This window comes from Bradyrhizobium sp. B120, from assembly GCF_049075665.1.
In the GTDB taxonomy this organism is placed as follows: Bacteria; Pseudomonadota; Alphaproteobacteria; order Rhizobiales; family Xanthobacteraceae; genus Bradyrhizobium.
The window spans coordinates 8409384-8435848 of record NZ_CP185242.1 but is presented as its reverse complement, the minus strand read 5'-3'; the positions used below and the strand labels follow the sequence as shown (position 1 = coordinate 8435848).

Annotated in this window: 22 protein-coding genes and 3 pseudogenes; 12 read left to right on the top strand and 13 right to left on the bottom strand. The window is 57.6% G+C overall.

Annotation, left to right across the window (positions count from 1 at the left end; genetic code table 11):
* Positions 1–4: 4 nt before the first annotated feature.
* The 7 genes and pseudogenes from ACOIX3_RS39115 to ACOIX3_RS39085 form a co-directional block, all read right to left on the bottom strand.
* Entirely contained in the window at positions 5–2323 is a 2319-nt protein-coding gene (locus tag ACOIX3_RS39115) for a hypothetical protein (protein WP_420967327.1), read from the bottom strand.
* Positions 2320–4368, bottom strand: a complete 2049-nt coding sequence (locus tag ACOIX3_RS39110) for an AAA family ATPase (protein ID WP_420967326.1) — start codon at positions 4366–4368, stop codon at positions 2320–2322. Before ACOIX3_RS39110 ends, ACOIX3_RS39115 begins: the two co-directional genes overlap by 4 nt.
* A complete protein-coding gene (locus ACOIX3_RS39105) occupies positions 4365–4895 on the bottom strand; it encodes a hypothetical protein (RefSeq protein ID WP_420967325.1) in 531 nt (176 codons plus the stop codon). Before ACOIX3_RS39105 ends, ACOIX3_RS39110 begins: the two co-directional genes overlap by 4 nt.
* Positions 4895–6214 (bottom strand): SIR2 family protein, encoded by a 1320-nt coding sequence (locus tag ACOIX3_RS39100; RefSeq protein WP_420967323.1) that lies wholly within the window; start codon positions 6212–6214, stop codon positions 4895–4897. Before ACOIX3_RS39100 ends, ACOIX3_RS39105 begins: the two co-directional genes overlap by 1 nt.
* Positions 6211–6582, bottom strand: coding sequence for an XRE family transcriptional regulator (locus ACOIX3_RS39095; protein WP_420967322.1), 372 nt, complete (start codon positions 6580–6582; stop codon positions 6211–6213). The genes ACOIX3_RS39100 and ACOIX3_RS39095 overlap by 4 nt, the downstream gene beginning before the upstream one ends.
* 4 nt (positions 6583–6586) lie before the next feature.
* Positions 6587–6751, bottom strand: a pseudogene (locus ACOIX3_RS39090) (type II toxin-antitoxin system RelE/ParE family toxin); the annotation flags it as partial.
* A gap of 1373 nt (positions 6752–8124) precedes the next feature.
* On the bottom strand, positions 8125–9144 hold the full coding sequence (locus ACOIX3_RS39085) for a caspase family protein (RefSeq protein ID WP_420967321.1): 1020 nt from the start codon (positions 9142–9144) through the stop codon (positions 8125–8127).
* 292 nt (positions 9145–9436) lie between these two features.
* Between ACOIX3_RS39085 and ACOIX3_RS39080 the strand changes: the two genes are divergently transcribed.
* The 5 genes and pseudogenes from ACOIX3_RS39080 to ACOIX3_RS39060 all read left to right on the top strand — a co-directional run bounded on the left by ACOIX3_RS39080 (position 9437) and on the right by ACOIX3_RS39060 (position 13262).
* Complete coding sequence (locus tag ACOIX3_RS39080) at positions 9437–10021, top strand: hypothetical protein (protein WP_420967320.1); 585 nt, start codon at positions 9437–9439, stop codon at positions 10019–10021.
* A 37-nt stretch (positions 10022–10058) separates the two neighbouring features.
* Positions 10059–10712, top strand: a pseudogene (locus ACOIX3_RS39075) (restriction endonuclease); the annotation flags it as partial.
* Between the two features lie 74 nt (positions 10713–10786).
* Entirely contained in the window at positions 10787–11038 is a 252-nt protein-coding gene (locus ACOIX3_RS39070; RefSeq protein ID WP_420967319.1) for a restriction endonuclease, read from the top strand.
* A gap of 245 nt (positions 11039–11283) precedes the next feature.
* Positions 11284–11553: a hypothetical protein gene (locus ACOIX3_RS39065; protein WP_420967318.1), complete on the top strand. Its 270-nt coding sequence runs from the start codon at positions 11284–11286 to the stop codon at positions 11551–11553.
* A gap of 383 nt (positions 11554–11936) precedes the next feature.
* A complete protein-coding gene (locus ACOIX3_RS39060) occupies positions 11937–13262 on the top strand; it encodes a hypothetical protein (RefSeq protein ID WP_420967316.1) in 1326 nt (441 codons plus the stop codon).
* Between the two features lie 93 nt (positions 13263–13355).
* On the opposite strand, the gene ACOIX3_RS39055 is transcribed toward ACOIX3_RS39060, so the two are convergent.
* The 3 genes from ACOIX3_RS39055 to ACOIX3_RS39045 all read right to left on the bottom strand — a co-directional run bounded on the left by ACOIX3_RS39055 (position 13356) and on the right by ACOIX3_RS39045 (position 15467).
* Positions 13356–13724 (bottom strand): hypothetical protein, encoded by a 369-nt coding sequence (locus ACOIX3_RS39055; RefSeq protein WP_420967314.1) that lies wholly within the window; start codon positions 13722–13724, stop codon positions 13356–13358.
* 707 nt (positions 13725–14431) lie between these two features.
* A complete protein-coding gene (locus tag ACOIX3_RS39050; protein ID WP_420967312.1) occupies positions 14432–15220 on the bottom strand; it encodes a hypothetical protein in 789 nt (262 codons plus the stop codon).
* A gap of 40 nt (positions 15221–15260) precedes the next feature.
* Entirely contained in the window at positions 15261–15467 is a 207-nt protein-coding gene (locus ACOIX3_RS39045; RefSeq protein WP_420967310.1) for a hypothetical protein, read from the bottom strand.
* A gap of 220 nt (positions 15468–15687) precedes the next feature.
* Between ACOIX3_RS39045 and ACOIX3_RS39040 the strand changes: the two genes are divergently transcribed.
* Positions 15688–16823 (top strand): IS3 family transposase gene (locus ACOIX3_RS39040; protein WP_253576835.1). Its coding sequence is split into 2 segments (ribosomal slippage): positions 15688–15946 and positions 15946–16823, totalling 1137 coding nucleotides; the frame shifts between segments, so codons are not numbered across the junction.
* A 58-nt stretch (positions 16824–16881) separates the two neighbouring features.
* Here ACOIX3_RS39040 and ACOIX3_RS39035 read toward each other — a convergent pair.
* A complete protein-coding gene (locus ACOIX3_RS39035; RefSeq protein WP_420967308.1) occupies positions 16882–17316 on the bottom strand; it encodes a hypothetical protein in 435 nt (144 codons plus the stop codon).
* A 619-nt stretch (positions 17317–17935) separates the two neighbouring features.
* Here ACOIX3_RS39035 and ACOIX3_RS39030 point away from each other — a divergent pair.
* From ACOIX3_RS39030 to ACOIX3_RS39020, 3 genes are all read left to right on the top strand, one after another.
* The gene (locus ACOIX3_RS39030; RefSeq protein ID WP_420967307.1) at positions 17936–19234 is read left to right on the top strand and encodes a DNA topoisomerase; all 1299 of its coding nucleotides are present in this window, start codon (positions 17936–17938) and stop codon (positions 19232–19234) included.
* Between the two features lie 1399 nt (positions 19235–20633).
* Positions 20634–21470, top strand: coding sequence for an alpha/beta fold hydrolase (locus ACOIX3_RS39025; RefSeq protein WP_420967305.1), 837 nt, complete (start codon positions 20634–20636; stop codon positions 21468–21470).
* Between the two features lie 122 nt (positions 21471–21592).
* Positions 21593–21991, top strand: coding sequence for a hypothetical protein (locus ACOIX3_RS39020; protein WP_420971981.1), 399 nt, complete (start codon positions 21593–21595; stop codon positions 21989–21991).
* Here ACOIX3_RS39020 and ACOIX3_RS39015 read toward each other — a convergent pair.
* Positions 21899–22835, bottom strand: a pseudogene (locus ACOIX3_RS39015) (IS701 family transposase); the annotation flags it as partial. The gene ACOIX3_RS39020 and the pseudogene ACOIX3_RS39015 sit on opposite strands and share 93 nt — an antisense overlap.
* 81 nt (positions 22836–22916) lie before the next feature.
* On the opposite strand from ACOIX3_RS39015, the gene ACOIX3_RS39010 reads away from it, so the two are divergent.
* Positions 22917–24052 (top strand): IS3 family transposase gene (locus ACOIX3_RS39010; RefSeq protein ID WP_253576835.1). Its coding sequence is split into 2 segments (ribosomal slippage): positions 22917–23175 and positions 23175–24052, totalling 1137 coding nucleotides; the frame shifts between segments, so codons are not numbered across the junction.
* Between the two features lie 882 nt (positions 24053–24934).
* Positions 24935–25480 (top strand): GNAT family N-acetyltransferase, encoded by a 546-nt coding sequence (locus tag ACOIX3_RS39005; RefSeq protein WP_420967303.1) that lies wholly within the window; start codon positions 24935–24937, stop codon positions 25478–25480.
* On the opposite strand, the gene ACOIX3_RS39000 is transcribed toward ACOIX3_RS39005, so the two are convergent.
* On the bottom strand, positions 25466–26101 hold the full coding sequence (locus ACOIX3_RS39000) for a hypothetical protein (protein WP_420967302.1): 636 nt from the start codon (positions 26099–26101) through the stop codon (positions 25466–25468). The genes ACOIX3_RS39005 and ACOIX3_RS39000 overlap by 15 nt on opposite strands.
* Positions 26102–26149: 48 nt before the next feature.
* Here ACOIX3_RS39000 and ACOIX3_RS38995 point away from each other — a divergent pair, with 48 nt between their 5' ends.
* Positions 26150–26383 (top strand): TauD/TfdA dioxygenase family protein, encoded by a 234-nt coding sequence (locus tag ACOIX3_RS38995; protein ID WP_420967300.1) that lies wholly within the window; start codon positions 26150–26152, stop codon positions 26381–26383.
* Positions 26384–26465 lie beyond the last annotated feature (82 nt).

Here is a 26465-nt window from a genome sequence, read left to right as displayed (position 1 = left end):
ATGACTATTTGTCGACATCATCGAACACCGAGCGCTTCGTCGTGACGGGAGCTGATGGTGAAGACTCCTCCTTCTTCTGAGTCACGATGTGCGTCCAATCAGTTTCGTCTTCGGAGCTGTCGTCGTGCTCGCGCTTGCGCTCTTCAATCGCCTTGATCGACCGTTTTACCCGATCGCGCGTGTCATCGATCATGGATGTGGTCTCTGGGTCGCCCGCCGTCGCCTCGATGCGGTCCAATACACCAAGAAGCTTCTTGAAATGGCTATCAGGCTCTTCGTCCAGATCTACATCCTCGGCGATCTCGTCGGCGCGTTCTACAAGCGACGGTAAGACCTTCGCGCGCAGCGCCAGTCCCAGCCCAACAAGGCGGGATGGCGGAATAAGTGCAAGCATGTTCTCTTCGTCAAGGAAGGACGTATCGAGGTCCGTAAGTGCGGCTGCCTCCAGGCTGTCGGCTGCCTCCAAGCGGAGACAATCAGGTAAGACACCCTGATGGTGGGCGCGACCATATGCGTTTAGCCGAGGATCGTTGCCAATGAGGTCAGTATGCCAGCACGAACGCCGAAGCAGATCCGGAAATTGCTGAATCGCCTTGGCGAATACCGATTCGCTGGCGCGGTAGGACAAGAAGTGGAACAGCATCCAATTGCGGTGCCATTCGTCCGGCGTGCGGCCGAGCCGGGCGACCAGGGCGTCGTCGAGGGTTGTGGGGATAACAAGCGCATCTCGAATGAGAGGCGAGCTCTCGCAGGTAAAGCTGCTGAGAATGGTGTCGATGGTTGCGCCGCGTATGAGCGCCGCCATCATATGCGGCTTCTGGCGAAGGATCTCAGTCAGAGCATCAGATATCGTTGGATGAGCGAAGGCCCATTTGGACCCGGAGAGCTTCAGGAAAGAGCCTTTCAGTTCAGTGAAACAATCTTGGATCTTCGTCAGGCTATAGCCTGTCAGGTCCGCGACTGCCTGGGCAGCCGGCACATCGTAGTCGCTTGGATCGAAGCCGGCTTGATGGACGTAAACGAGGATGAGCGCCGCCTGCAACTGAACATCCAGGGCATTGACCGTATCGATTAGATGTTCTGTTGGCTCTTGCATGAACCGAACTAGCGAGCTTTCGCGGGGCGCGAGCCCTTTCGTAAAGTTCGGGTCACCAAGACGTTCTGCGATACCCGGAAGGAAATCGCGTACAGCGGCGACCGCTGGGAGGTGGGGCTTGACGCTCGATCGCCAGCTCTGGCTCTGCCCGCCGAAATTCACGTGATTATAAAGTATCTGCGCCTTTTCTTCGAACGTGAGCTCGCCGACATCGACTACGGCGCTACCGTCGGCGAATTGAGCAAGGTTGCGTTGCCCGAGCCGCCGCCTCGCCGCTTCGTAGATGTGTTTGCGAGACGTCAGGAGAAAGCGGTTGCCGTGCTTGATTGCGGCCCGCAGCTTGGAGAAGGCCGAGGCCCAGTCTTGCACATAGTCGTCGCGCAGCACGTTCGAGCCGAAGGCATCGTCGATCCAGAAGAAGCGGCCCGGATCGTTCGGATTCCAGCCCACCTCAAAATCGCGTGGACTGGTCAAAGCAAGCACGGTATTGGCCGGATTTTCTGAGGCTATTGTTGAGACGATCGCGCCAATTGCTGATTTTCCGCTTGAGGGATTGCCCAGCAGCAGTACTACGCCATGGTGGGAGATCGCGTTGACCGCGTCGCGATGGGATTTTGTCGGAACATAGGTACGAAGCTTTGGGATCCAGCTATCAAGCAGCGCCCGGCTCTGCTCGCTCAGGCGCTCATCAACGATCGAGGTGAGGTCTCCCAGGCCGTAGACCTGTGGGACGAGGGCGCGCAGCCGCGCGCTGCTCCTGATGACCCTGACGATGTACTGGCGTCCAAGGATGTGCGGCTTACGCACGCCGAGCGCCCGGAGCCTTGCGCGCATCGCGGCCGCGACGGGCGCATCTATGCTCATGTTCGTCATGAACGCGTAGGTGTCCGCCTGGCCGGCTTTGACCAGCTCCTCGACATTCTCAATCTCAGCGGTGAGATCGCTGCCCTTTAAGGCCTTCGCGGCATCGGACGTATGCTTGCACTGGACCGTGCCGATCGGCGGACCACCGGTCCCCAACGGGATAAGGAAGACCGCGTCCTGACCGCCGTCCTGGGCCTCGCGAAAGATTTCCACGGGCCTACCGAGCACGACCTCGCATACCTGCGAGCAAAGATCCTGAAACGCCCGCCAACCGATCGTATGGAGCGCCAGATCGCTCCACGGGCCGTGCCCTTGACGCTTGCGCGGTGCCGGAAGTTCAATTTGCACGCTCTCGATCGTCATGCGGTGGCGGCACCGCGTAGAACGCCGACCGGCATCGGATAGATTTCCTGGTCCACCGCCACGCTCGGGGCGCCGAGCGACCCAAGGTCAAAATCGAGACGTCGGCCGCCCTCTGTCGCGGTGCTCACCAAACGCCGGCACAGCAGATCGGCCAGCGCAGGGTCTTCGACAGCACAGATTATCTGGCGCCCATCCGAGCGAAGGGCGGCAAGCACTTCGACTAGGTGGAGGGCCCTGAAATCGTCGATGTGCTGAACGGGATCGTCGAGAAGGAGAGACCTAAGCGGTGTCCAAGCTCGAGCGAGGTGGACGGAAAGAAGGAAGGCTAGACCGGCTGCGCGACGTTGTCCGCTGCTGAAGACAAACTGCGGGTTTAGGCCGTCTCCCACCTTGAGGCTCAGGAAACGTCGGACGTCGCCGCGGATGCTGTAGTCGATTGTCCGCCAGTCGGCGTGCGGTCGCAGGCGCTGGTAAAGCTCGTTGAGGAGGGGACTGATCTGAGCGAGCCGCTCATCGATGATTTCGGCACTCACGCGCCTGACAGAGCGTTCGATTTCGCGCGCCGCCGTAACGGCATTTTGCGACTGAGTAACTGCCTGAGCTAATTTCTCTATTTCGTCTCGCAGCGCTGAGATGTTGCTTTCGATCGACGACATTCGCGATACCGCTTGCGAGGCCTCCAGCACGAGGAGCGCACGCTCAAGGTCGATCAGTCGGTCACGTTCCGGGGAGATGGCCTGCTCGAGCGCGTCAGGATCCTGGATGAAGCGGTGATCGAGTGCCCATTGATTGTAGAAATCGACATGAGCCGCTTCCCGCTCGCGCAGCCGGCTCAGCTCATCTGCATGAGTTTGAACTGCGGCGGCGGTTGTCTGCAACGTGAGGCTGGGTTGCCGTGCGTTCGCCTTCGCAGTCGAAAGAGCATCGCGAGCGGTCTGAACCCCTGACGCCAGTGATGTAATCCGTCGCCGCGCCGCGGCGAGACCGGCGGCGAACTCGTCCGACGTCCGATGGGCCGCGCACAGCGGGCAATGATCTTCGTGCAGCCCGAGGCGCTCACCGTGCTCGACGAGGAGGCTCAGCGACGCCGCCGTCGCGTCCATCTCTTCTTCCCGCATGAGGCGTTGTTCAGCTTCCGAGACGACCTGCTGTGCAGCCTCATGCTCGCGCTTTGCCGCTTCATGCGCTGCCGATGCGGCCTCGCGGCTCGCAACGGCCTCTGGAGCGTTGTAGGCCGCCTGCGCCGATGCGACCTCGCGACCGAGTTGAAGCGCATCGCCCATTCGACCCAATCGGGCCCGTCCGTTTGCGAGCGCGTTTCGACCGGCAGCCAGCCGTGCGGTCAGCTCGGTGGAGGCATCCGGCACCGCGGTGGCGATCACCTGGAGCGCGGTGGACACATCCCCTGATCTGCTGAGCGCGGCTTGCGTTTCAGACTGCTGCGTCAGTCGGTCCGCCAGCCGCGAACGGGCAGCCTCATAGGCGGCCTCGTCTTTATTGTGCGCGGCTTCGGCAGCAGCCACGACCTCCTTGGCTCTGCTACCGGCTTCCGAACCTTCCAGTGCACCGAGCGCGGAGCGGACGAGATCAAACCGCTCCGTCTCAGTGAGATCCAGGCTAAGCGCGGCGATCCATTCGTCACGGATGATGGACGTTCGGGTGAGCTGACGAAGTGCGTCCTCTGGTGCAGGTCCACGGCAAAGCGCGGCCTGGATTTCCTCTGGTGAGCGATCGGAGCCGGATTGCCGCGTTCGCGTGATAGTGAATGGCTTTCCGTTGTCGTCAACAAAAGAGGCGGTGACATAATGAGCTTTGGGAACACCTTCGCCGCGCCACCAAAGGTAATCGCTGAGGCTTTCCTTCGCCGCCTTCTCCACGGCGTACTTATCGATAGAGCCGGTGATCGCGAACTCGACAGCATCGCACAGCGTGCTCTTGCCCACGCCGTTGCGACCGGTGATGACGGTGAAGCCCCGTCCGAAATTGATCCGGACGACATCCCTGAAGCCACGAAAGCCGCATACTTCAATGAAATCCAGCCTCATGATGTCGCTCCCAAGATGCGGGCGACCTCTGCCGGCGTGGTCTCGTTAAGGAACGCGGTAACAGCATCCGGAGGAATGTCCTTCAGCCTGGTGCGCAGTCTCGTTTCAAAGTTAGATGCGCCGAGCAGCGGCTTGGAGCGTATGGACAGCAACGGTAGAAGCGCCTTCTCGACATCATCGGCTGTGGTGATCGAGGCTCTGGCGATCTTTCGGGTCAAAGAGAAATCCTCTTCGATGCGCTCGATCTGCCGCCCTCGGCGCGCGTCCTGATGCGGGGTCAGGAAGACCGAATAGACGTTCCACGCCTTCGCTCCGGCGCCGCGCAGCGAAGCAGAATGCCGAGTGAGGGCGGCTTGCTGGTTTTCCTTCCAGGCCGTGAGGAGAGCATCTGCGGTGTCGAAGACGTGGACGAACCCCATCAGCGCCGCGTTTTCGAAACAGGTCACCGGGCCGGCCGAGCCAGTCCATGTCCAAGTTTCATATTGGGCGTCGCGAAGAAGGATTTCGGCTTGCGTGAATATGTCCATCAGATGCCCAACGCAGCTCTTGCCCCGGGGAGGTCGTACCATTCGCCGGCTGGGTCGGGACGAATGACGTCACCGGCGCGTCCGCTGCGCACGACGTTGTCCGGCACGCCCAAGTCGGTCGCGCCCACCGCCACAACGATGTCAGACTGCATCGCGGCAGGCGGCTCGACGAATTTTCCCCGTAGCGTCCCGAGGATGAATTGCGCTCCGTTGAGGACTCGGATGCTCCGGCCGTTCAGATCATAACCGTCGGCGCGTTGAACAGCGCCGGCCTGACGGAGCAGCAAATGGAAGAAGCCGAGGGCTTCTGGATTTGCTGGGCGCAGGAGCTTGGCTGGCTCCGCCGCCGAGACGCCTTCGGCATCTCGCCGCAGACCATACAGAGCCTCGCTATCGAAATTCCCGACGTTCAGCCAAGCTGGGTCACATTGGACTCCGGTGGCGCGCTCGAAGGCGGCCCGTCCGGCGTTCAGGACCTGACGAAGGTAGTTCGATGAGAACGCGCGACGAAGCTCGTCGAGCGCCGTAGCCCCGGACTCTTGGACATGTTCGAACGTCACGTTTTGTGCGTGCGCCATCGCCCAGAGCTGCGGGGCCTTCTGCTCGAGCGCATTTGTCGGCGAGAGGTCGATCACGGTCACGGACAGCGGCTGCACGTCGATCAGCGCGTCGCCGATCAGGGCATTGAGGTATTCCCAGTCCGACCAGAAGCCGACGACGAGCAGATCCTTCTGACGGAGGTTGGCAGCCATCCAAACTTTGCTACGTGCAATGCGGGTCGAGATGGTCGGATCGTCGAGCTGCGAAGGCGCCCAGACCGTCGCTGGCCGATCGCGGTGGGAGCAGCCATGGAATTTCAGCAGCGGCGCCTGACGGACGGAATCGACGGTGGCTTCGTCTCCGTCGAGCGAGCCCCGGAAGTCTGCGCCGTAGTCCCAGGCGCGTCGCTCGATGAGCGTGTCGTAGTTGCTCGATATGCCGGCAACGGCGGCGCGGGTGATGAGAAAATCCGCTATTGCGGCATGTCCCGTGTTCGAAGGCCGCACAAATGCAGGCCAGGGCACGAGATGTTCGATGAAGACCGATTGCAGGGTGTTGAGGCCTGCAAAGTGCTCGGCGAGTGCCTCGAGATTGTCCCGAAGAGCGATGTCGCAGTTCGGATCGGCTTCAAGACGATATTTGTCGAAGCACCGCTCGGCGACCGCGCGGGCCGATGGCAGGCTGCTGGGCGCCGCCATCGAAAGCCCGGCGCCGCAGACCACCAAGAGGCGGCCGGCGTTCATAGAGGCTAGCAGTCGAGTGATCGTCTCAGGCGTCAAGCAAGCCTCCGCCGAGAGCCTGCTCGCCGAGTTGATGGCTTCGCTGCTGGCTGAGTTAAGTCGCCGCGATGTTCGATCCTCACGGGCGGTCGCGCCGGCAGCTTCACCGTCAGTTCCAGTTTGCCACCAATCGCTTCGACGTAGCTGCGGAGTGTCGAGAGATGCCTGTCCGCCTGGTTCTCGATATTGGAAACTGACGGTTGTTTGATGTTCAGGGCGGTCGCGACATCTTCCTGGGCCTTGCCGGCGATCTGGCGCAACTCCCGCAGTCCTTCGACCTCCTGCCGGAGTTCACCATAACGCGCTTCAATCTGCTCCTGCTGGTCGCAGGGCAGGGAAGCTATGGCCTGATCGATGCTCCGTCCCATAGGATCATCCCTTCTTTACGGATTTCAGGGTTTCCAAATGGTCGGAAAACCGGCTGTCCGCCTTGGCGATAAGCTGCTTGTAGAAGCGCTTCTGGCTACCGCCTGACTTATCGCCCGCGACCACGACGATGGCGTTCCTCTCCGGATCGAACGCGAAGCCTGCACGCCATCTTGCAACGGTTTGGAAAATCGGTCCTCTCGCAACGAGAAGCCTTTCACTAAGCTTATCATTAAAAAGCACGCCAGGGGCTAAATCTATCGCGCCGCGCGGCGTGTTCTTTTCGACATGCCGCTCGGTGCATCAGCAACTATCGTCGGTGGCCCAGTCCTATCCCCAGGTGCAACGCTTTCTGGCGGAGGGCTCCGACCGAGCGCTTAGTGAGCCTTGATATTTTGACAACTGGCGTTCGCGCCTTTGAATGATCCTTGAGTTCTCTTAGATCGGCTTTCGTCCATTCGCGGCGCTTGACGGTCTTCCTAGCGGCCCTAGCTTTCTTCAAGTCAATCGCTCCTGTTGATCATGAAGCCGGGTTGTTACCACGATAAACGGAGGCGGCAAGTACATGATCGATGGAATGTTGGCCTCGGCGCAAAAACCTTGCTGCGCGCCCCTTTGCTGCATGAGCCTACGAAATTGATCCATAGCTGAATGCGCCCAGCAGGTCTGCCGCACCCCGAAAATTACAAACACAATGGTGAAAAGCTATCTATCTTCTGCCCGCTTGAAGTTGGCACCGAACGAATGCTTCGTTCGTGAGGTCGCTCCCATGGCGCTTTGAGTACCAACTCTTGCCGTCCGACGATATGCCGCCCCCGTTCCGCACCGCGCATAAGCAGCCCAACCGGTCGTGCATGTTGCTACACCGCGAGTCTCCCGCTGGAGCTTCCTTCTCTGTAGCTCTCGAATTGGCAGTTGGTTCTGACCGTGCGCGGCTCGGCTCCACCTTCGGCTGTTGTCCTCCTGGAGACGGATTGATGATCGACGCATTCTTTGACTTCTGCCCACGATCAACAGACGGTCCGGTGGCGTTCTGCCCCAGCGCGGCCGGTTGCCAGATCGGATAAAGCTCGATACTAGCCTTTTCAGACGGCTTTCCTGATTTGAATGTAGACAAGGTCATAGTGTTGCTCTTGTCGAGTCTTGCATTCACCGTTTGGTCGCCGCTCCTAATTAAAAAAGCGTTCTCTACGATCTTTTCAGTGAAAAACTGCGTGTAGCCCGCTGGCGATTGCTCCCAGGACGCCCTTGTCGGAGGCCCCCACAGGTAGTACCCACGCGCTAGGCCCTCCGTCGAGACCCCTGTGACGATCAACATGGCGTGGCGGCCCTTACCATTCCCCCAACCGCGCTTGCTCGACCACACACCGATAAATCCCGCATAAGAACTCGGAGAATCCCAGGTCGCCCCGATAGTAAAAGGTGGCATCCTAAATTGCAGCCTAGCGCCCACAGCTTCCACCAGTCGGCTGTCCTCAGGCGTAAACAGGCCACGGTCAGGCGGATTCGAACCCGGACTTGGCTCTTCCTTGGCCATATTCGTATCACCGCCGGACGGGGAAGCACTGGTCGTCGGCAACACAGCCGCGACCTGTTTGGATCTGAGGATCTTTGATCCGTTCGCGCGCTTCATCCACGTGACTGCTTCTCGGGTATTCGGACAAAAATTCTTCGTACAGCCCTGCGACGGTTGATGTCTTGATTGCCAGCCAAAATTGTTCGTCTTCCTTAGGAGCCGCCATCGGCTGGCTAAGGGCGGGAGGCGTCGAGACACTAGCAATCGGAGAAGTATTCGCGCTCGCGGCAGGAGCCTTTAGGTAAATCTCCTCCTTCGATAGCGATCCGTACACGAAGGGTTGCTGCTCCCGTTTGGTCGCCTTCATGACCTCATCGCGAACCCTGCGGAACAAGAACGATATTTCGAGCCCCGGCGTCTCGATGTGCCGCAGGAGGGCGGTCGTGAACGGGCTATTTCGTCCGTCTCCGTCACTTGCCGTGGTGCCGTCGCGAGCGGCATAGGCGATCAAAACGCTGTCCGTGGGTTCTGTCGGAGCCAATCCACGCGCCACCGCCCGGGTGGTCAGCGAACGCTTCATCTTTGCTTCAAATGGGTTGTTGCGGCAGGCGTCAAGGATAATCAAACCAAGTTGGCGCGCTTTGCTGACCTGTAGATTGACCGACCTGAGACTGACGGCCTCGCTTTCTACATCGGTGTCGCTCCGCAGTTCGGCGTCCGTTGGAATGAGCCAGTTTTCTCCTCCGGCTTCCATCCCATGACCGGCGTAAAATACGACCGCCATCATGGATCCTTCCGCGGCACGGCCAAACTCGACCAGCGACTTTCGCATATCAGCGGCGGTCGCGTTGTTTACCTCGGTGACCTTAAAATCAAGGCGCTCTGGTGCACGAGCGATATCGTCAGCGTCCCGCGATGGATTCGGGAGGGCTGGCACTTTTTGGTACGCGCCGTTGCCAATCACCAGGGCTACGCGGTCAGCAGCAGAAGCGGGTACAGAGACGAGAACGAAAGCAAAAAAGATGAAAATGAAACGCCCCCACGTCATGGCGCTCTCCAGAACGGACGAATGAACGAAGGAAATCGTCTACTTGAACTGGCACACTGTAAACGACGGGTCAATTGCTGCCAACAGCACGGCTGCTCGAAGGCGTCGGAGGTCACACATTCTCGGCAATTTTGAACGCGAGTTCGTCCGGTGGTCCGGGCCGCGACTTGCCAAGCATTGTTGGCGGAGTTCGCGGCCTGCGCGACCGCCAGTCGGACATATCCCTCTCGACAACCTAGCGTTTTGGCGTCAATTTCGGCGAAAGAACTCAATCCTGCCCGAAGGAAATGGAATGAGACCGCTTCTCGTAATAGCCGTGCTAATTTCGAGTTTGGCTCCTGCTCAGGCCGAAGATGCGCCCAGCCGGATCGACAGCATCACCAAATCTGCACGCGACATGATACCCGCGATGCCTTCATTGCCATCCGTCTCGATGCCATCGATTCCGGATTTGTCGTTGCCTGATTTTTCCGACACTACCGGCAAGCTCATGACTGAGTTCAATACCTTCACGCAGCAAGTCGGCGATGCACTGCCGATCCTTGAACAAATGGGTTACGAGGTCACGACTTTCAAAGTGTCTTGGGGCCTTCCGCCGAAGGCCAGGTTGCGGTTGAAGTCGAACGGCAACGCGGACATCCAAAAAGTGAACGCCATCGCCGCGAAGGCCACGAGCGGCGGCGTGCTGATCACTGCTCTCATTACGAGCGCCGCAACGGCGAAGCGCATCCAAAGCACCATGAAGCTCGGCACAGCGTACCTCGATGTAGACTTCGCCGTGCCACCTCGGGTCAACATGAAATTCGTAAGCCTAAAGCCGAATGCGAAAGAGGAATTGCCTCGCGATACCGATGATTTAGAGATCAGTTGCAAATAAAAAACCTACATCGCAGCTATACCCGTTCGGAGGGGCCATGTTCGACAATGTAACTGACAGCACTAAAAAGTGGCTGATTGGCCTCTTCGCCTCGACCATAAAGCACACGTCTAGGCCGGAGGATCGGGTGATTGCGATACGATGGCTTAGTCAGTCGCGCGATGTCGTCGCGAGCGATATTGGCACCACCGACAAATTCAAGCAACTGAATGCGCTCATCAACTCGCGCGCGGCTATCGTGGCAATTGCGAACAGTGTCTCGGAGGTAGTCTCGAACTACCGCAAATCGAACCTGCCTTGGTCTATGAAGATAGCGCTGCCTGCAACGCTCGCCGCGATTCCGTTGGTTGGTGGTCATGCTGCCGGGATCGCGGCGTTTGGCGGCGCTCTCGGCGTCCCGGTACTTCTATTGATTTTTCTCGGGACCGCGGGAATCACCTCAATCATCGAAGCCGTCGTGTCAAGCCCAGAGGCCCAAACTCACGTCGCCGAAATTATCGACGTGATTATTTCAGATGAACGGTTGCGTCGCACCAGCGCCGAAATGAAGGCTGCGATGAAAGAGCAGCCGATGGATCCCACCCGTTTCGCAATGCCGAAGGAGGAGATGGCGCTACGACAGCATTTGCTCGATATGGACCCGTTCAATTTTGAACGCCACAGCATGAGCTTTTTTCAAAGGGCGGGACTTGAAGCGTGGGCTACACGAAAATCGAACGATTTTGGGGTGGACGGTTTTGCCGTCAATCCTGACGGATTGATATCGTGCAATGCAAGCGAAACTCGGCGGAAAACAAAGTGGGCCGTCCAGCCATCCAACAATTCAAGGGCGTCGCTGAAGAACAAAGCGCTCACCGTGGCTTCATCATTACGACGTCCAGTTTCACCGAGGACGCCATCCGCTCAGCCGCTCTGACAGACAGGATCGTGCTTATTGCGATGGATGACCTGGTGCGTTGGCACTTAGAACCACCGTCATTCGATTTCGGCCCGCCTGTTGGGGAAACATCAGCTTAGTCGGGACTGGCACCAATTGATATTGGACGGGTGACACGCATATGCGGCGAGCCGACACACAGCGAGGATAGATTTGGAGCGCCTTACCGAAAAGCATCCTTACAACTGTCTTGAGGCAATACCGGACAGCGTCTCGACGATTATCGTTGGTACAGCACCGCCGACCGCCGCCGCGTTTCTCCCGGCCCGATATGAGCCTACTCACGCGTGATACCTGCTTCTACTACGGATCGAAGAGTAGCGGGATGTGGCGACTTCTCAGCGGCATCACTGGCACGTCCTTGCTGGAGGAATCCGACAACGCGCAAAGACGAACGAACTGGCATAATTTCCTTATTGCCAACGACTTCTGGATGTACGACGTCTTGCAAGAATACAAACGAAAGAGCGGGAGAGAAACGAGCGCAAGGGACGCCGACATAGAAGAATTCGATCTCACAGACTTTCGGCTGGTGTTTGCGGCTAAGCGTCGCATAAACAAAATCGCCTTTACCAGCCAGCAAGCAGCGGATTGAACTTTTCGAAAACTGTCCGATTCTGCGACACAGCTAGGCGCTCGATACAGAGTCGCAATCTCCCGCCGGAACGAAATCTGCAAGCGTTTGCGGTCTGACGAGGAGCGGATCGCACAAAAATTTAGCGGACCGATCTTGTCCGAATACATCGAGGGTCGGGAGATCGCGTTTTATATTTTGCCCACCCCGACCAGGATGTCTGGAGGCATGAAAGGGCTGAATGCAAAGGCTAAGGTGAAAATCTATGCGGATGTACTTATGGCGATGCGCGCTACGGGCTAAATAATGTCCGTTCCCGTCGCGGGATCTGAAGTTTTGCACGAGCGGGATGGCGAACGCATCCGATGGGCTTCACTACGATTGCAGCGGAGAGCATCACAACCATGAAATATCTTTTGCTCGCGACTGTCGCGGCATTCGCCCTGCCGAGCCCGGTGCATGCGAAGGAAGAACCGCCGCTGGGTACGTCCGGCGTTGCAAGGATATGTCTTACAGACAACGACGTTCACCTCAGGCCCAAAGATGAAATTGTCATTCCGGCGACAACCGTCTTCGAGGATGATGGGCAAAACACCGGGAAGCCGGAGGACCCATCAACGTGGCGCTACGAGGTCAAAGAGGGCTTCAAGTTTCCCGCTCAGTTTTTGACCTTAACTGCGGTCTCGCTCCGGAGGAGCAAGCCATGCGCAGAAGCAAAGGTACAAATGCTGACCGGCGCAGGTGGGACCGAAACGACGAAGCGGGCCTCGGATAATCATATCTTCACCATGACCGACGTGCTGGACTACCCGATCCCGTCCGAGCGACCGCCAATCGAAATTGGCAAATTGATTGATGATATCAGCATCAAGGCGATGCTGACCACCGACGTTACTCAAGCTGTCACCTTGCCCGCATCAACTCTCGACGATGCGGCAAAAGCTGCAAACTGTCTCGCTGGCGCGAAGAAGCTTGCCGCGCATCTTGGAGGTGGGACGGGGCGGCAGACGAGCATGATCGTCGAGATCGGTCACGTCGGAGCCGATAACGCGACGTATGGCTGTCCATTCGGTCCAAAACAAAAAGCCGACTTTGCAGTTTACTGGGAAGGACGGGCACGGCCAGCCTCGAATACTATCGCTCTTATCGCCAAGGGTGGCGAGTTCGTAACTGGAGCCAATCGCGTAGAAATTACAACGGAGGCGTCGGGATGCGTCTCCGACGCGCTCAAGCCGAATGCCGCCGAAAACGCTGATCGGGAAATCCGTGGCGTCAAAATCGAATGCCAAGCATTCACGCGAGACGGCGGCGGCGGGAGCGTCACCATCTACAGACGTTTTGGTCCTGATCCCGCACAACCCGATATCTCTGAAAGGGCGACAAATGCCGCCGATATGGTGTCACGCGACATAAAGGTTGAAGACGACAGAAAATCCGCTGAGGCACTGCGGTTCGCAGAATGGTATCTAGACCCAAAAATTCCGCAGAACGTGAAGGCTTTTGCGATGATGGCTGCGCGCGTGATCTCCCTCCAGCAACGGTGTCCGTCGTCGAAATCCCACGATGATAAGATCGCACGATGGGCGTCCGACGCCGAAGTGAAGCCGTCCGATATCCAGCCGGGTGGCCGCTACGAGCGCCTTATGACAATGATGTTGGCGCAAATGCAGTCTGGAGCGGCGAAAGAAAGTATTGCGGAAGCGTGTGAGGCAATCAAGAAATACGATTGAGCGACAGCAGCTCCAACCTTTTCTTCACTTGAAGCGGCGACAGTTGCGCCCGGCCTCGCGTGTCATGGGCAATGTTTCTACCGGATGTTCGGCTCAACGGTTCCGCACCTTTAGCATCTGATGACCATGGCTGCCGCTGGGACCGAGCCTTTGCCAGAGAGCGGCGCACAATGCCGCGGACGAGCGATGGAGCAAGCCGTAGAGTTCGACAGTATTTGCCCTCCACACTCTTTCAAACTCGGTTGATTTGTAAGGGTCGGCGACGAAGCCCGCTTCACGAAGCTCATCCGCCATCGCGGTGTTTATGGCCTCTTGTCCGGGGCAGTTCCCGCCAGCGACGTTCGCCTGGGCGACGCTCGCAATCGCATTCGACTGTTTCGATGAATACTCGAAACCCGCTGCTGGCGTCATCAAAATCAGTGACAGCCCGCAAGTAGCGAAAACCCGTGCTGCGATCATCATGTTCGCTCCTGCACACGCCGGTTCTCTTTATTTCTCAGTCCGAGAAGTCGCCGCTGATCTCCTCGATGCCGCAGACGTACGAGGCGGACGTGGCAGCTTTGCGCTAGGCTGCTGTGGAGGCTGTACAAGCAGGAACGGCAAGGGAAGTCTCTCAAGTGACGACGTAGGCTGGGAGTCCTCCGCGAAGCAACTCAGCAGCCACAGCCGCGTGTTGAGACTTTCAATTTCATCCGCGACCCTTCGCAAGTCGTCAAGACTGCTCGGAAATGGATCGGCATCAAAATTATCCGCTTTCCTGCTTTTGCTCGCCAAGGCCAATTGCCCATCGGCGGATAGCCCACGCGTCCATGCGTGGGTGACAGAATTTCGATTCTGGCGACACACATTAAAGACTTCGAGAGCGTTCTCGATTAACGGGGCTTCGGTGGCGTTATTTCTGATCTTGAGCAGTGATCTTATTCGCTCCGAAATTGCGGGCGTGCTCAAGTTGTAAACCAAGGCCCACGCCTCGGCCTCATCGTACCCGGATACGTCGCAGAATATCGTGAACAGCCACCGCTCGGCTCTATTCCACCTCTGAGTTATCACCCCGAGCGCGTGAAGCCGTTTATGGCCCAACTCAGAATTGGCCGTCATCCATTCGTCGATGCTCAAATCAGGCGTTTTATCGGGAAGCATATTTTTGACTTTCCGAGATCGAATGATACTCAGCGCGTGTAGTTGTATTTCTCATCGGCGTATAAGATCAGGCGAGAACTATCCCGGTCCCACTTCCAACACGCGGACGTTTCGTGGCCCCTGCTAAAAGGGCCGTGATATTTGATCTGCACCCACAAGAAGAACTCGGTCCCATCCTCAAGATCGGGGACAGTGAAGGAGTCATCGGGCGGGGTGTTCTCGTCGGCATATTGCGAGGTTGAGATGCTCTCGGGAACAACCTCCGTGTCATCTCTCCGCTCGTTTGGCGTCAAGATCGGCAAGGCCCTAAGGCTGTGCCATTGGCCTACCGGAATCGGAACCTCCGGCGTATTGCCAAGGCTGATTTTGAGGCAAACGCTTTCTAGGCTGGCGGGCGTTTTACCGTAATTGGCGACTGAGTATTTGAGGAAGTCGTAAGGGTCCATTCGCTCCGATTCGCGTTCCAAGCCTTTCGCGCCGAAGATGTAGACATAGGGCCGTTCCAAATCGGAAAAGGCTCGTTCGGCAATGTCGGTCGATCTGCGGGTCACCTGCCATAGGGCGACGGTCGAGAGACCAAGTACGATGTTGAATATGAATATCCCCAAGGTGAAGGCCGCGGTGGGGTCGCTCGTAGTTCGCTCCCAAAAACCCTTACAATCATCGGTCTTGGTCCCGGCCTTTTTGGCGGTATCGTAGCACTCGTTCGCCTGCTGACTTCTCGGGAAGTAGGACGCCTGCCATCCCAGAACGCCAATCCAGAACAGCGATGCCAGCAAGAGGCCAAGCAATATCTCGGGGTTTGTTCTCCTGGACATCATGTAATCGCCGCTTTTCGTTCAGGTGATAATATCCGCATCAGGCCCGGGTCATACCTTCTCTTGCAATTCGCTCCTGCTCAATCCGAGAATTTGCAATCGCACCGTAATCCAACATCTCCGCCAGCTTCCAAACGGGTACGGCTCCCATCATGCCCGTGTTTATGGGAACCCGCATACCGCTAGGATTGTTCGGGTTCACCAGCTCAGCACGTTCGTTGCGCACCGGCTCCCAATTCAAAAGCATCCCCCACTCCACACCGCGTAGCCACTCACCATACATCCCGTAGGCTTGCACCTTTCGCGCGGCAAATGTATCTGGCACGACTGGCATTGCGTACAGAAAGACCGGAGAGCCGCTATAGCCGCAGATCGATCTGAGAGCCGGCCCCGGAATTCTGCACAGGGCGATAAGTGGAGTTTCCGCCTGACAGCGGGCACGCTGTGCCTGCGAATCAGGAGCGACAATGAGCAGAAGAACACGCCGGAACCACACACCGGCCTTCAAGGCGAAGGTGGCGCTCGCCGCCGTGAAGGGCGATCGAACGCTGGCTCAGCTTGCCGAGCAGTTCGACGTCCACCCCAATCAGATCACGGCGTGGAAGGCTCAGCTTGAAAGCAAGGCCGCCGATGCGTTCGGTCCCGGCGGCGGCTCCGGAGCGGAGCAAGCAGCCATCGACGTGAAGTCGTTGCACGCCAAGATCGGCGAACTGACGCTGGAGAACGATTTTTTAGAAGGAGCGCTCACCAAGGCGGGATTGCTGAGCGCAAAGCGATGATCGACCGTGAGCACGAGCTGTCGATCACCAGGCAGGCGGAGGCTTTGAACATCAGCCGCGGCAGCGTGTACTACCTGCCGCGGCCGGTGCCGGACGCCGACCTTGCGATCATGCAGCGCCTCGACCGGCTGCATCTGGAGTTCCCTTTTGCCGGCTCTCGCATGTTGCGAGGGCTGCTGGCTGCCGATGGGTGCAAGATCGGCCGTCGGCATGTGAAGACGCTGATGCGGCGGATGGGGATAGAAGCGCTCTATCGCCGTCCACGCACGACAAAGCCCGAGCCGGGCCACAAGATCTACCCGTACCTGCTGCGCGGGATGGAGATCACGCGGCCGAACCAGGTGTGGGCGATGGACATCACCTACATCCCGATGGCGCGCGGCTTCGTCTATTTGGCGGTTGTGCTCGACTGGTTCAGCCGCCGCGTGCTGTCGTGGCGCGTATCGATCACCATGGAGGCGGCGTTCTGTGTCGAGACGCTTCAGGATGCCCTGGCTCGTCACGGCAAGCCGGACGTCTTCAACACGGATCAGGGCTCGCAGTTCACCGGACAGGCTTTTACCGGCGTGCTCGCCGACAACGGCATTGCGATCAGCATGGATGGCAAGGGAGCCTGGCGGGACAACGTGTTTGTCGAACGACTATGGCGCAGCGTCAAATACGAGGAGGTGTATCTGCGGGCCTATGACAGCATCAGCGAGGCCCTCGCGTCGATCGGCCGATACCTCGACTTTTACAACGGTCGGCGCCCGCATTCGAGCCTTGACGGCGTCACCCCCGATCAAGCCTACTTCAACCCGCTGCCACTCCGCTTGGCAGCCTAACCATGGCAGAGGCTCCACTTATCGACGCGGAAAATCTGTTCAGACAACCGGGACCACCTCACTGACCCCCCACAAGAAAACTCTCCTGCTTAAAGCCATCATCCTGCACGACGGGCTCAAAGGGCATCTCCCCAATGAAGCCAAATCCAGCAGTTGGTCGATTTTGCTGTTTTCCTTCGTGACTAACAAACCTGCCCACGACAAACACCTCGGCACCTGGTCCATCGTTCAGACCATCTATAATCTCACGGGTTAGAAACTTGGCCTTCGGGATAAAATGAAACTTGTAAATTTTTGGATCAAAGGAAACGAGGCAAACTGAAAGATCATCACCAGACGGATGATGAACTCGCGGCGGCACCGCGAAGTTTAAATCGAGATACGCGGTTCCCAGCGTCTTGGTGCTTTGGATGCGTTTTGCGGTCGCGGCGCTCGTGATTAACACAGTAACCAGTACGCCGCCGTTTGCCGCCTTGGTTGCGATGGCGTTCACTTTCGGGATGTCTGAATTACCGCTCGACTTCAATCGGAGTCGAGCCTTGGGCGGGAGGCCCATGTCACTTTAAATGTCGTAACCTCGTAACCCATCTGTTCGAGAATGGGCAGCGCGTCGCCGACCTATTGCGTGAAGGTATTGAACTCAGTTATTAGCCTGCCCGTCGTGTCCCAGAAGTCGGGCAGCGAAAGGTCAGGCATCGACGGCAGCGAGAGGGACGACATCTCGGACATGGCTGGCATCATGTCATGGCTGGCATCATGTCGCGCGCCGATTTGGTAACGCTGTCTATCCGGCTAGGTGCGACGTCTTCTGCCTGCGCGATTGGGGGCATAGCAAAAGCAAGCAACAGGGCAAGGCGTCAGCGCGACGTGACCTTCCTTGCAGGATTATTACAGCGGCGTTTGGATTAAAACATTCCGTGGGTTCGCCAGCGGCATGCCGCCATCGGCGGCGATGAACGGCAGCGCGACAAAATAGGTGACTTCAGCCATGGCCTGACTCCAACTGCTTGACCCGACCGGCGAACAATGTTCTCTATATGTTCTTTTAGCAATCTGGCCTGACCATGACGAACGAGCGACCCGCAAGCTCCCGAATGCCCTCCGCGAAGCAGATGGAAAAGCTGGCGCCGGAGGCTGCTCGTCGGCGCGATATCAAGAGGCCGGATCCGGCAGCGAACCGCGTGGTGCCGGGTGAATCATGGGATGCAGTCCTGGCCGACCCACGCGCCGGTCTGGCAGATCAGATCGTTATCACCGAGAAAACCAGCCAGGCCAAAGACGTCCGCGCCGCAATTGGTTCGCGCTACGGTGATGTTCTTCCAGCAGAGGGCCATTTGTTCGATCTCCTCGAACCGGAGGAGGTTGTCCCGGCCTGGAAGCGGTGGTCGCCAATACTTCTGCGGCCTGAAGCTCTTTACGGAACGCGCCCGGCAGAGGGTGGCAACAAGGCCGCTAAGCTCAAGGCTATTCGCGAGGCATTGCGCACTGCCAAACGAGTTTGGCTTGCAACCGATTGTGACCGTGAGGGCCAACTGATCGGTCAGGAAATTCTTGAGCATTACGAGTATCACGGTCAGGTGATGCGGGTGCTGTTCACCGCGCAGGATTCGCAGACCATCCGCGACGCATTTGGTCGCGCAAAACCCAATATCGAATATGCCCGGCTCTACGCCGCCGCCGTGGCGCGCCGGCAGGCTGATCAGATTTACAACCTCTCACTCACTCGCGCAGCAACCGTCATCCTGGGACAGGGCGCGCGAAGAGTGATTGGAGTTGGTCGTGTAAAGACGCCGACATTAGCCATTGTATGCAAGCGCGAGTTGGAAATTCGAAACTTCGCGCCGCTTGCCTATTTCGAAACTGTCGCCACCGCGAAGGTCGCGGACGGGCAATTCCAGATGCGGCATGCGCCGCAGGACCGAATTGTTAAGCGCGAAAGGGCAGAGGCCGTTGTCAAAGCGGCTGAGGGTTTCGAGGGTGCGCTTGCCGTGCGCGTCGAGGATAAGCGGCAAGGGCCACCCAAGCTGCATGATTTGCCGTCGTTGCAGAAGCTCTGCGGCTCGCGCTTTGGCTGGTCAGCCAGCAAAACGCTCGACGTGGCGCAGGAGCTTTATGACGGCCAAGGCAAGAAGATTGTCACGTATCCTCGTGCCGAAGTGCGTTACCTGCCGCAAATCTTGATATCGGACGTGCCGCGAATCATAGCCGGACTGCGGGTGGGCCAATCGTTCGGCGCGTTTCCTGTACCCGAGCCGCCGATGATTCGTAGAGGTGCGAGCGGCACTTTCTACGACAAGGGGCTTGAGGGTGCGAGCCATCATGCCGTCATTCCCAATGTCAACACCATCGACAAACTCGCAGACAAGAGCTATGCAGCAGTGACGCGAAAGGCATCACCGCATTGTAGCTGATCGGTCCAATACACAATTCCACCATCGTGTGTCGCCGGCCTCTTGAGCGTTTTTCCTGAAATCGCACGGCGCATCGTAAGCACTTCCAAAATTCTCCGGCGTATACCCTTTTGAGCGGGCATCCGGATCAAGGCCTTTCGTTGGCTCGTGGTCTATCGCTTTGGCTTGCCTTCATAACGCCTCTTCCTGGAGGTTGGTGTTACATGTCTCCATTTGCCGAACCTGACCACAAAGGCATGCCTTGCGCCAAGATGAGCGTCCTGCTGAGCTGATAAGGTGATCCCAACGCTTGGCGACCGGTGCGCGATCTAATTTGGCAGATATCACTCGTGTCCTCTCGGGAAGCCCGTCGTGGCCAATGTGGCTAACGAGTTCATCGATACCAACGAACTCTTCATCGCGCATAGGAGCGCATCATGCACTGATACTAGGAAGGAGAGGTCACGGTTGGAGCAGGCATGAGCACACAGCATTTTGCGGCCCGGCAGTCAGTGCATCGATCAGGCCGTCGGCAACAGATTGTGTGTCAGATTGCATTTTGAACTCCTTGAAGCGGAGGTTTGCTCGATCTTGATGCTTATTCGTCAAATAATTGATGTGCTTCCGTCACTAGATCAATTACTAACGTTGGTAGTTGACCCTGGCGCACTGAGGCTGTGTCATAGCCGGGAGAAGCTTCTGGTGAGGCTAGCTCGGCCCTTGTCCGAGACCAGCAGTGGCTTCGCCTTCCATAAGTGCAGCTTTGCAGGGGTAGTGATGTCGAGTCACGTGGACTACGGTATCCGAGTTCAGGGCTTCCAAGCCTCCATTGTACGTCGCGTGCTAATCGCTCCACCTATGGTTCATCTTTCCGTAAGCAAGTTGTTTGATGAACAGAAGGCTTTTGTCAGATGGCGCGAGGTGTGGGCATAGCGATCAGGTCGTGCGTGCCTCTCGGCAGGCCTTCTGCGCGACGCGTGTTTCCCACAGCGGCTCTGCTCTCGTACCCAAAACCGGGAAACGACGAGCCGACGAAGGTTAGTAGTATTCATTGATCCAAAGCTGCGCATATACTCTACGCGGCTAGGCGCTCGTCGTCGAAAATGGAAAGCTCGAGGAAGATCAGGCAGAGCGACAATCCTCGGGCGGAGTTGATTGGTGGCGGGATTACGCAAGCTTCCGGGGCGAAAGTTTTGCCACTAAGCTTGGAGAGATAATAGCAGAGAGCAGCAAGCCTATACCGGATTGCCATCTGAGCGACTGCCGCGAACTCGCTCGCCCGTGTCGAGCCTGGACCGTCATTTTTACCGGCCCTGATCGCGATCGCCATTGCCGAACTGATGAAAACTGTATGGAAAACGGCTTTGCTGCCGCGCGTTTCTGCCTGTTTCTCAAGATCGTCATATAGGAGTCTATCGAGGTGCGCGACAAGTTGCTTATAAACGGAGCGCTGCATGCCTATCAAGAAGCGGGTAGAATTGACGCGCCTCCTATTATCGTTATTCACGGAGGACGTGGAGCCTCATACTTTCTTGACGACTTTTCTGCGTTTGAACCACTTAGTGACAAATTTCGGGTCACTTCGTTCGAGCGGCGAGGCTTGGGCCAATCAGAGCTTAAAGAACCTTTAACGGTGGATCAGTTGATCGAGGATGTTGAGTCCTTTCGCAAGGCACTGTTTGGCTTGGCTCCGGCAGCGATTATTGGAGTTTCGTTTGGAGCACAACTCGCTCTATTGCATGCCCTACGTTATCAAGACAGTGTATCCGGGCTGGTTCTCATCGGCGGGGCCGCTTGTAGTGACTTTGAAGAGATGGCCCTTGATGAGTTTGAGAAGCGCGCGCATCTGGCACCAATGGCCACAAGGGATATGATCCGGAGGTATCTACGTGGAGATTTGGAGAGCGATATCGAATTTCGGATAATTCGTTTTGCCATCAGCCGTCTCTATGACGAGAATTATCCGGTCGACGTTGCGTTAAAAGCAACCTTGACTGATCCTTGCAATGTAGAGGTGCATCGGCGCTATTATATGGGATCGTCGTTTGACGTGCGCAATCAGTTACCGATGTTGCGCGTTCCAACCTTGATCATGTGTGGCGAAAACGACTGGATTGCCCCTCTTGCTTGCTCGGTTGAAATGCATGAATTAATCCCGAGCTCAAAGCTGCATGTGATTAGAGACCACGGACATACCATTTACGAATCTGCTCCGGAAGAGACTAGGGCCACGATAAGATCGTTCTTGAAGAGTTAGATTCACTTTTTTCGACAGTGTCGACGGTGCAGTTTTCCGGCTAGTACTTCGACATATTCATGACCATTTAACGTGCATCAGTGCCTCAAACCGATCGAATTGGGGCTGTCCTTCCACGAGGCATGACCATTCCTCAGATGCAGCTATGCTTTGGATCGAGAAGGGCAGGATCTGCGCATGATGACGGTGGGGACGAGACGCAACATCCGAGCAAGCGGCGAATTGAGATCGAGCAGGTGAGCGGGCGGCGCGTCATTGTCGATGTTGAGGTCGATGTTGAGGCGCGTGAGCTTAGCGCGCGCTGGCTTGATGCGCCCTGGGCCAGGAGGACCTTGCGAGGATATGCGCGCGCAGGACACGCCGCGGGGCAGCTTCGTATCGATGCGGCGGATTTCCTGCATCGACCGGCAGATCAAACGATGCTCCGATCAAGAACGCTGCCGCGACTTTATGGCAACGACCCCAGTGTTGGCCCGATAACGAATGACGGCCCCCATGGCGAAGGCAAGCATGACGAGTGAGACATGGCGATGCCAGGAGCGAGTTTCGTTGTGGTCAAGACCGAGCTCATTCTGGAGCGTTTTCAAGCGAAGTGGACCCGGTTCGCGTGAAGAAAACGCGTCAAAACAAGAATCGAGAGCTTCGGTTCTGATTCAATCAGAACCGAAAATGCTCTAGGCGGTTTCGAAGCTGTCCTCGATGGCCCCCAGACATGGCCCTCCACAAACCAGCTTCTGAATGGACGCGCCATTGGGGCACCATGTGGAGAAGATGGCCAAGCTGTCGTCGGCAACATTGCGGCAGATCAAAAGACCCCGAGTCCACTCCCCGGTGCGGTCGTCGTTGTATTCGCTCGCGCCGAGATCGACGATCTCGAGATAGGCGCCGTCGTGCTAGTGTGGACTTTTGGTCCCTTCGCCGAACGGCAGGTCGGCGCTAGGTCTTTTGGGGAGGCTCTGCGCGATCGCGGATGCGGTGCCGCCGACAAGCTGTTGTGAATGGAATACGTGATTGGAAGCAGCACCCAGAACATATCCTTGGTCCGCCTCGCGTAGCAGGGCTTCGATCTCCCGTGCCACACAGGCTGTCCGCCGCGACGAACGAGAACGTCATCCTTGCGGCGATGCCGCGAGCGATCATTCGGCGCGCGATCTTGGGCTTCGTCGCAAAGCTCACATCGCCAGGGACATACGCTGCCTTCAGGCGAGCGAGGTCGTCCGTCCGTTCCTTTGGCAGGTAGAGCACCCGATCGATAAAGGCATGGCCATGCCGCGACATATAGGAGCCAAACACTCCGATCTGGCAGTTGGTGATCTTGCCCGCCGAAACGGTGTACTGGCGTGCGATCCCACACGAGGCAGAGCCGGCCCCGGAATTCTGCACAGGGCGATAAGTGGAGTTTCCGCCTGACAGCGGGCACGCTGTGCCTGCGAATCAGGAGCGACAATGAGCAGAAGAACACGCCGGAACCACACACCGGCCTTCAAGGCGAAGGTGGCGCTCGCCGCCGTGAAGGGCGATCGAACGCTGGCTCAGCTTGCCGAGCAGTTCGACGTCCACCCCAATCAGATCACGGCGTGGAAGGCTCAGCTTGAAAGCAAGGCCGCCGATGCGTTCGGTCCCGGCGGCGGCTCCGGAGCGGAGCAAGCAGCCATCGACGTGAAGTCGTTGCACGCCAAGATCGGCGAACTGACGCTGGAGAACGATTTTTTAGAAGGAGCGCTCACCAAGGCGGGATTGCTGAGCGCAAAGCGATGATCGACCGTGAGCACGAGCTGTCGATCACCAGGCAGGCGGAGGCTTTGAACATCAGCCGCGGCAGCGTGTACTACCTGCCGCGGCCGGTGCCGGACGCCGACCTTGCGATCATGCAGCGCCTCGACCGGCTGCATCTGGAGTTCCCTTTTGCCGGCTCTCGCATGTTGCGAGGGCTGCTGGCTGCCGATGGGTGCAAGATCGGCCGTCGGCATGTGAAGACGCTGATGCGGCGGATGGGGATAGAAGCGCTCTATCGCCGTCCACGCACGACAAAGCCCGAGCCGGGCCACAAGATCTACCCGTACCTGCTGCGCGGGATGGAGATCACGCGGCCGAACCAGGTGTGGGCGATGGACATCACCTACATCCCGATGGCGCGCGGCTTCGTCTATTTGGCGGTTGTGCTCGACTGGTTCAGCCGCCGCGTGCTGTCGTGGCGCGTATCGATCACCATGGAGGCGGCGTTCTGTGTCGAGACGCTTCAGGATGCCCTGGCTCGTCACGGCAAGCCGGACGTCTTCAACACGGATCAGGGCTCGCAGTTCACCGGACAGGCTTTTACCGGCGTGCTCGCCGACAACGGCATTGCGATCAGCATGGATGGCAAGGGAGCCTGGCGGGACAACGTGTTTGTCGAACGACTATGGCGCAGCGTCAAATACGAGGAGGTGTATCTGCGGGCCTATGACAGCATCAGCGAGGCCCTCGCGTCGATCGGCCGATACCTCGACTTTTACAACGGTCGGCGCCCGCATTCGAGCCTTGACGGCGTCACCCCCGATCAAGCCTACTTCAACCCGCTGCCACTCCGCTTGGCAGCCTAACCATGGCAGAGGCTCCACTTATCGACGCGGAAAATCTGTTCAGACAACCGGGACCACCTCAGTCGACATGAGTTCGTCGTTCGGATCTGACAGTTGGCGGCGGCTTTGCGTTGGCCCTCGTTCTTGAGGGCGAGCCTGGGGCGTCGTGCACGAGGAGAAGTCGGATCGAAGAGCCTATCACCCGCCGGTTAAGCGTAACCCCAACACGTTCTCGATCACGGGGTGCGCTTGGCTAAGCGCACTCCCAACAATGATAGGTGCGTGCATCTCTGCGCCCGCTAGTGTGCCGCTCGTAGATTCCGTGGATCGGTTGTCGCCAGACGCACGTGAATGAAGGCTGGGTTATTGCGAGTAGAGGAAAGGTAATGATCCACACGCCGTATCCGTTGATTCCAATTCGACCGGTATCGAGACGATGCTCTTGCAAGCGAACGGAATTGCGTTTCTCTTTTATCAGTCTGGCTATCCGCCCTTTGCTGATTGCCGGCGTGATGCCATCGTCGTATGCTCATCTGACAGGCGAGACGATCCACGAACCGTTGCTGGACCAACTGGCGATGGTCAGCCCAAGCATGCCGGGTATCTCTCGTCCGCAACATCATGCCGGATCGCGACACATAGCCTTGCCATCCGCATCGATCTGGGCTCGCTGAAGGAATATGCGGGCATCCGCCCGAGTTCGATCTGCATCGGTCCGATTTGTATATTGCCCTCTGGTGCTGAGCGATTCTCGGAGGCTATCACGTGCGGGCCGGATCCTCTACGCAGGCTAATCGGTAGCCAACATCATATTCAGATTCGAGAATTTAGGACGCTTTCATTGATTGAATTAGGCGACTGCCCTTGTGAACCCGAAAAAGGTCTCCGATTAGGAGAATACTGATGAGAAAATATCAAACTCAGCGTTTGATCCTCACGCCTATGCGACCCGAACACGAGGCAGAATTGTTCAAGCTGCACAACGATCCGCTGATCCAGGAGGTGATCTTCAAAAATGTGCCGCAGAGTAACGAGGATGTCCGCAGGTCGCTCGATTGGTATTTGTCTCATTGGCGTAAAAACGGCTTTGGCGAGTGGATCGTCTACGAAAAGGCCAGTGATGGTCCGTTTTTCATCGGTCGCTGTGGCCTAAGCGACTACGGGGACACGAACGATCTGGAATTCGGTTATGCATTTACCAAATTCGGAGCAGGGCGAGGTCTAGGCCCTGAGGCCGCACGCGTCACCATCACACAAGCCTTGCAAAACTCTACGAAGGAGAAAGTCGTTGGCCTCATTGCGCATGGGAACCCGCGGGCCGAGCGGGCAGCTAAGAAGCTGGGGCTACGCTATATTGACGACCGCTGGTATTGCGGCAAGTTCTGGCAATACTACGAAATGACCCGCGAGGAGTATTTTTCCCAGGCGCACCATCTAGTCACAGGGTAGGTATGGAAGTTTTCTGCTTGAGGTTTTCTGCCATTTTCGGCTGCGGTCCAGGACGGATGGTTCGGGAGAGCACTTGGGTGGCCTCGGAAACAGCACACTGTGCGTCCCCTTGTCACCGGCAGTATGGATAATGCATGTAGGTTTTGGCCAGAACACCTCGCCATCGAAAAAGACGGTGTCGCCGGCAAGCATTGTATTTCGCGCTAGCCATAGGGAATGGGCGCTGCCGGGATTGTGGACATACTCGATGTCGACATCCTCGTGTTTGATGGCTTCCTCGCGATATTCGATGACGATAATTGCTTCGCGAGTCCCGAGGTCGGACAACTGATGGAGCGCGTTGTGCAGCATCGGCGTTCCGTTCACCTCCACCCAGGGGTTTCGGAACGAATTCCGTGTTTTGTTTGCCGAAGTATCCGCAGCTCTGGAGAATGCGACCATGAGTGAAACGGTTTTGATCAATAAGGACATCCCGCTTGCCGATGTCGTCAAGCGTGCACCGCGCGTAGGCGCTGAAATCAGTAATGTCAAGCTGTCGGGCGATTTACCGGGCCAGACGATCGCTGCGATCAGTAGCGTCTGCTCGAGCACAATGTCATCTTCTTCCGCGACCAGGGTCATATCGACGACGCCTAGCAGGAGCGCTTTGCTCGTCGTTTGGGGAGCCTTATGCCGTCTCCAACGGTCCGCGCTAAAAAGGGAACGATGTCAATGTTCGAGATTGATTCCGCACGCGGAGGTATCTGGACTGACAATTGGCACATCGATCTGGAGTACGTGGATGCCTATCCCAAGATTGTGGTGCTGCGAGGCGTTGTGATCCCACCATTCGGAGGCGACACGATGTGGTCAAACAACGCGGCCGCTTATCTTGAGCTCCCGCCGCGCGCAAAGCCTTGCTGACGAGCTCTGGGCCGTTCACACCAACGTCTACGGCCATGCCCTAAAGACTCGCGCCAGCGAGGCAGACATGAAGCATCTCGAG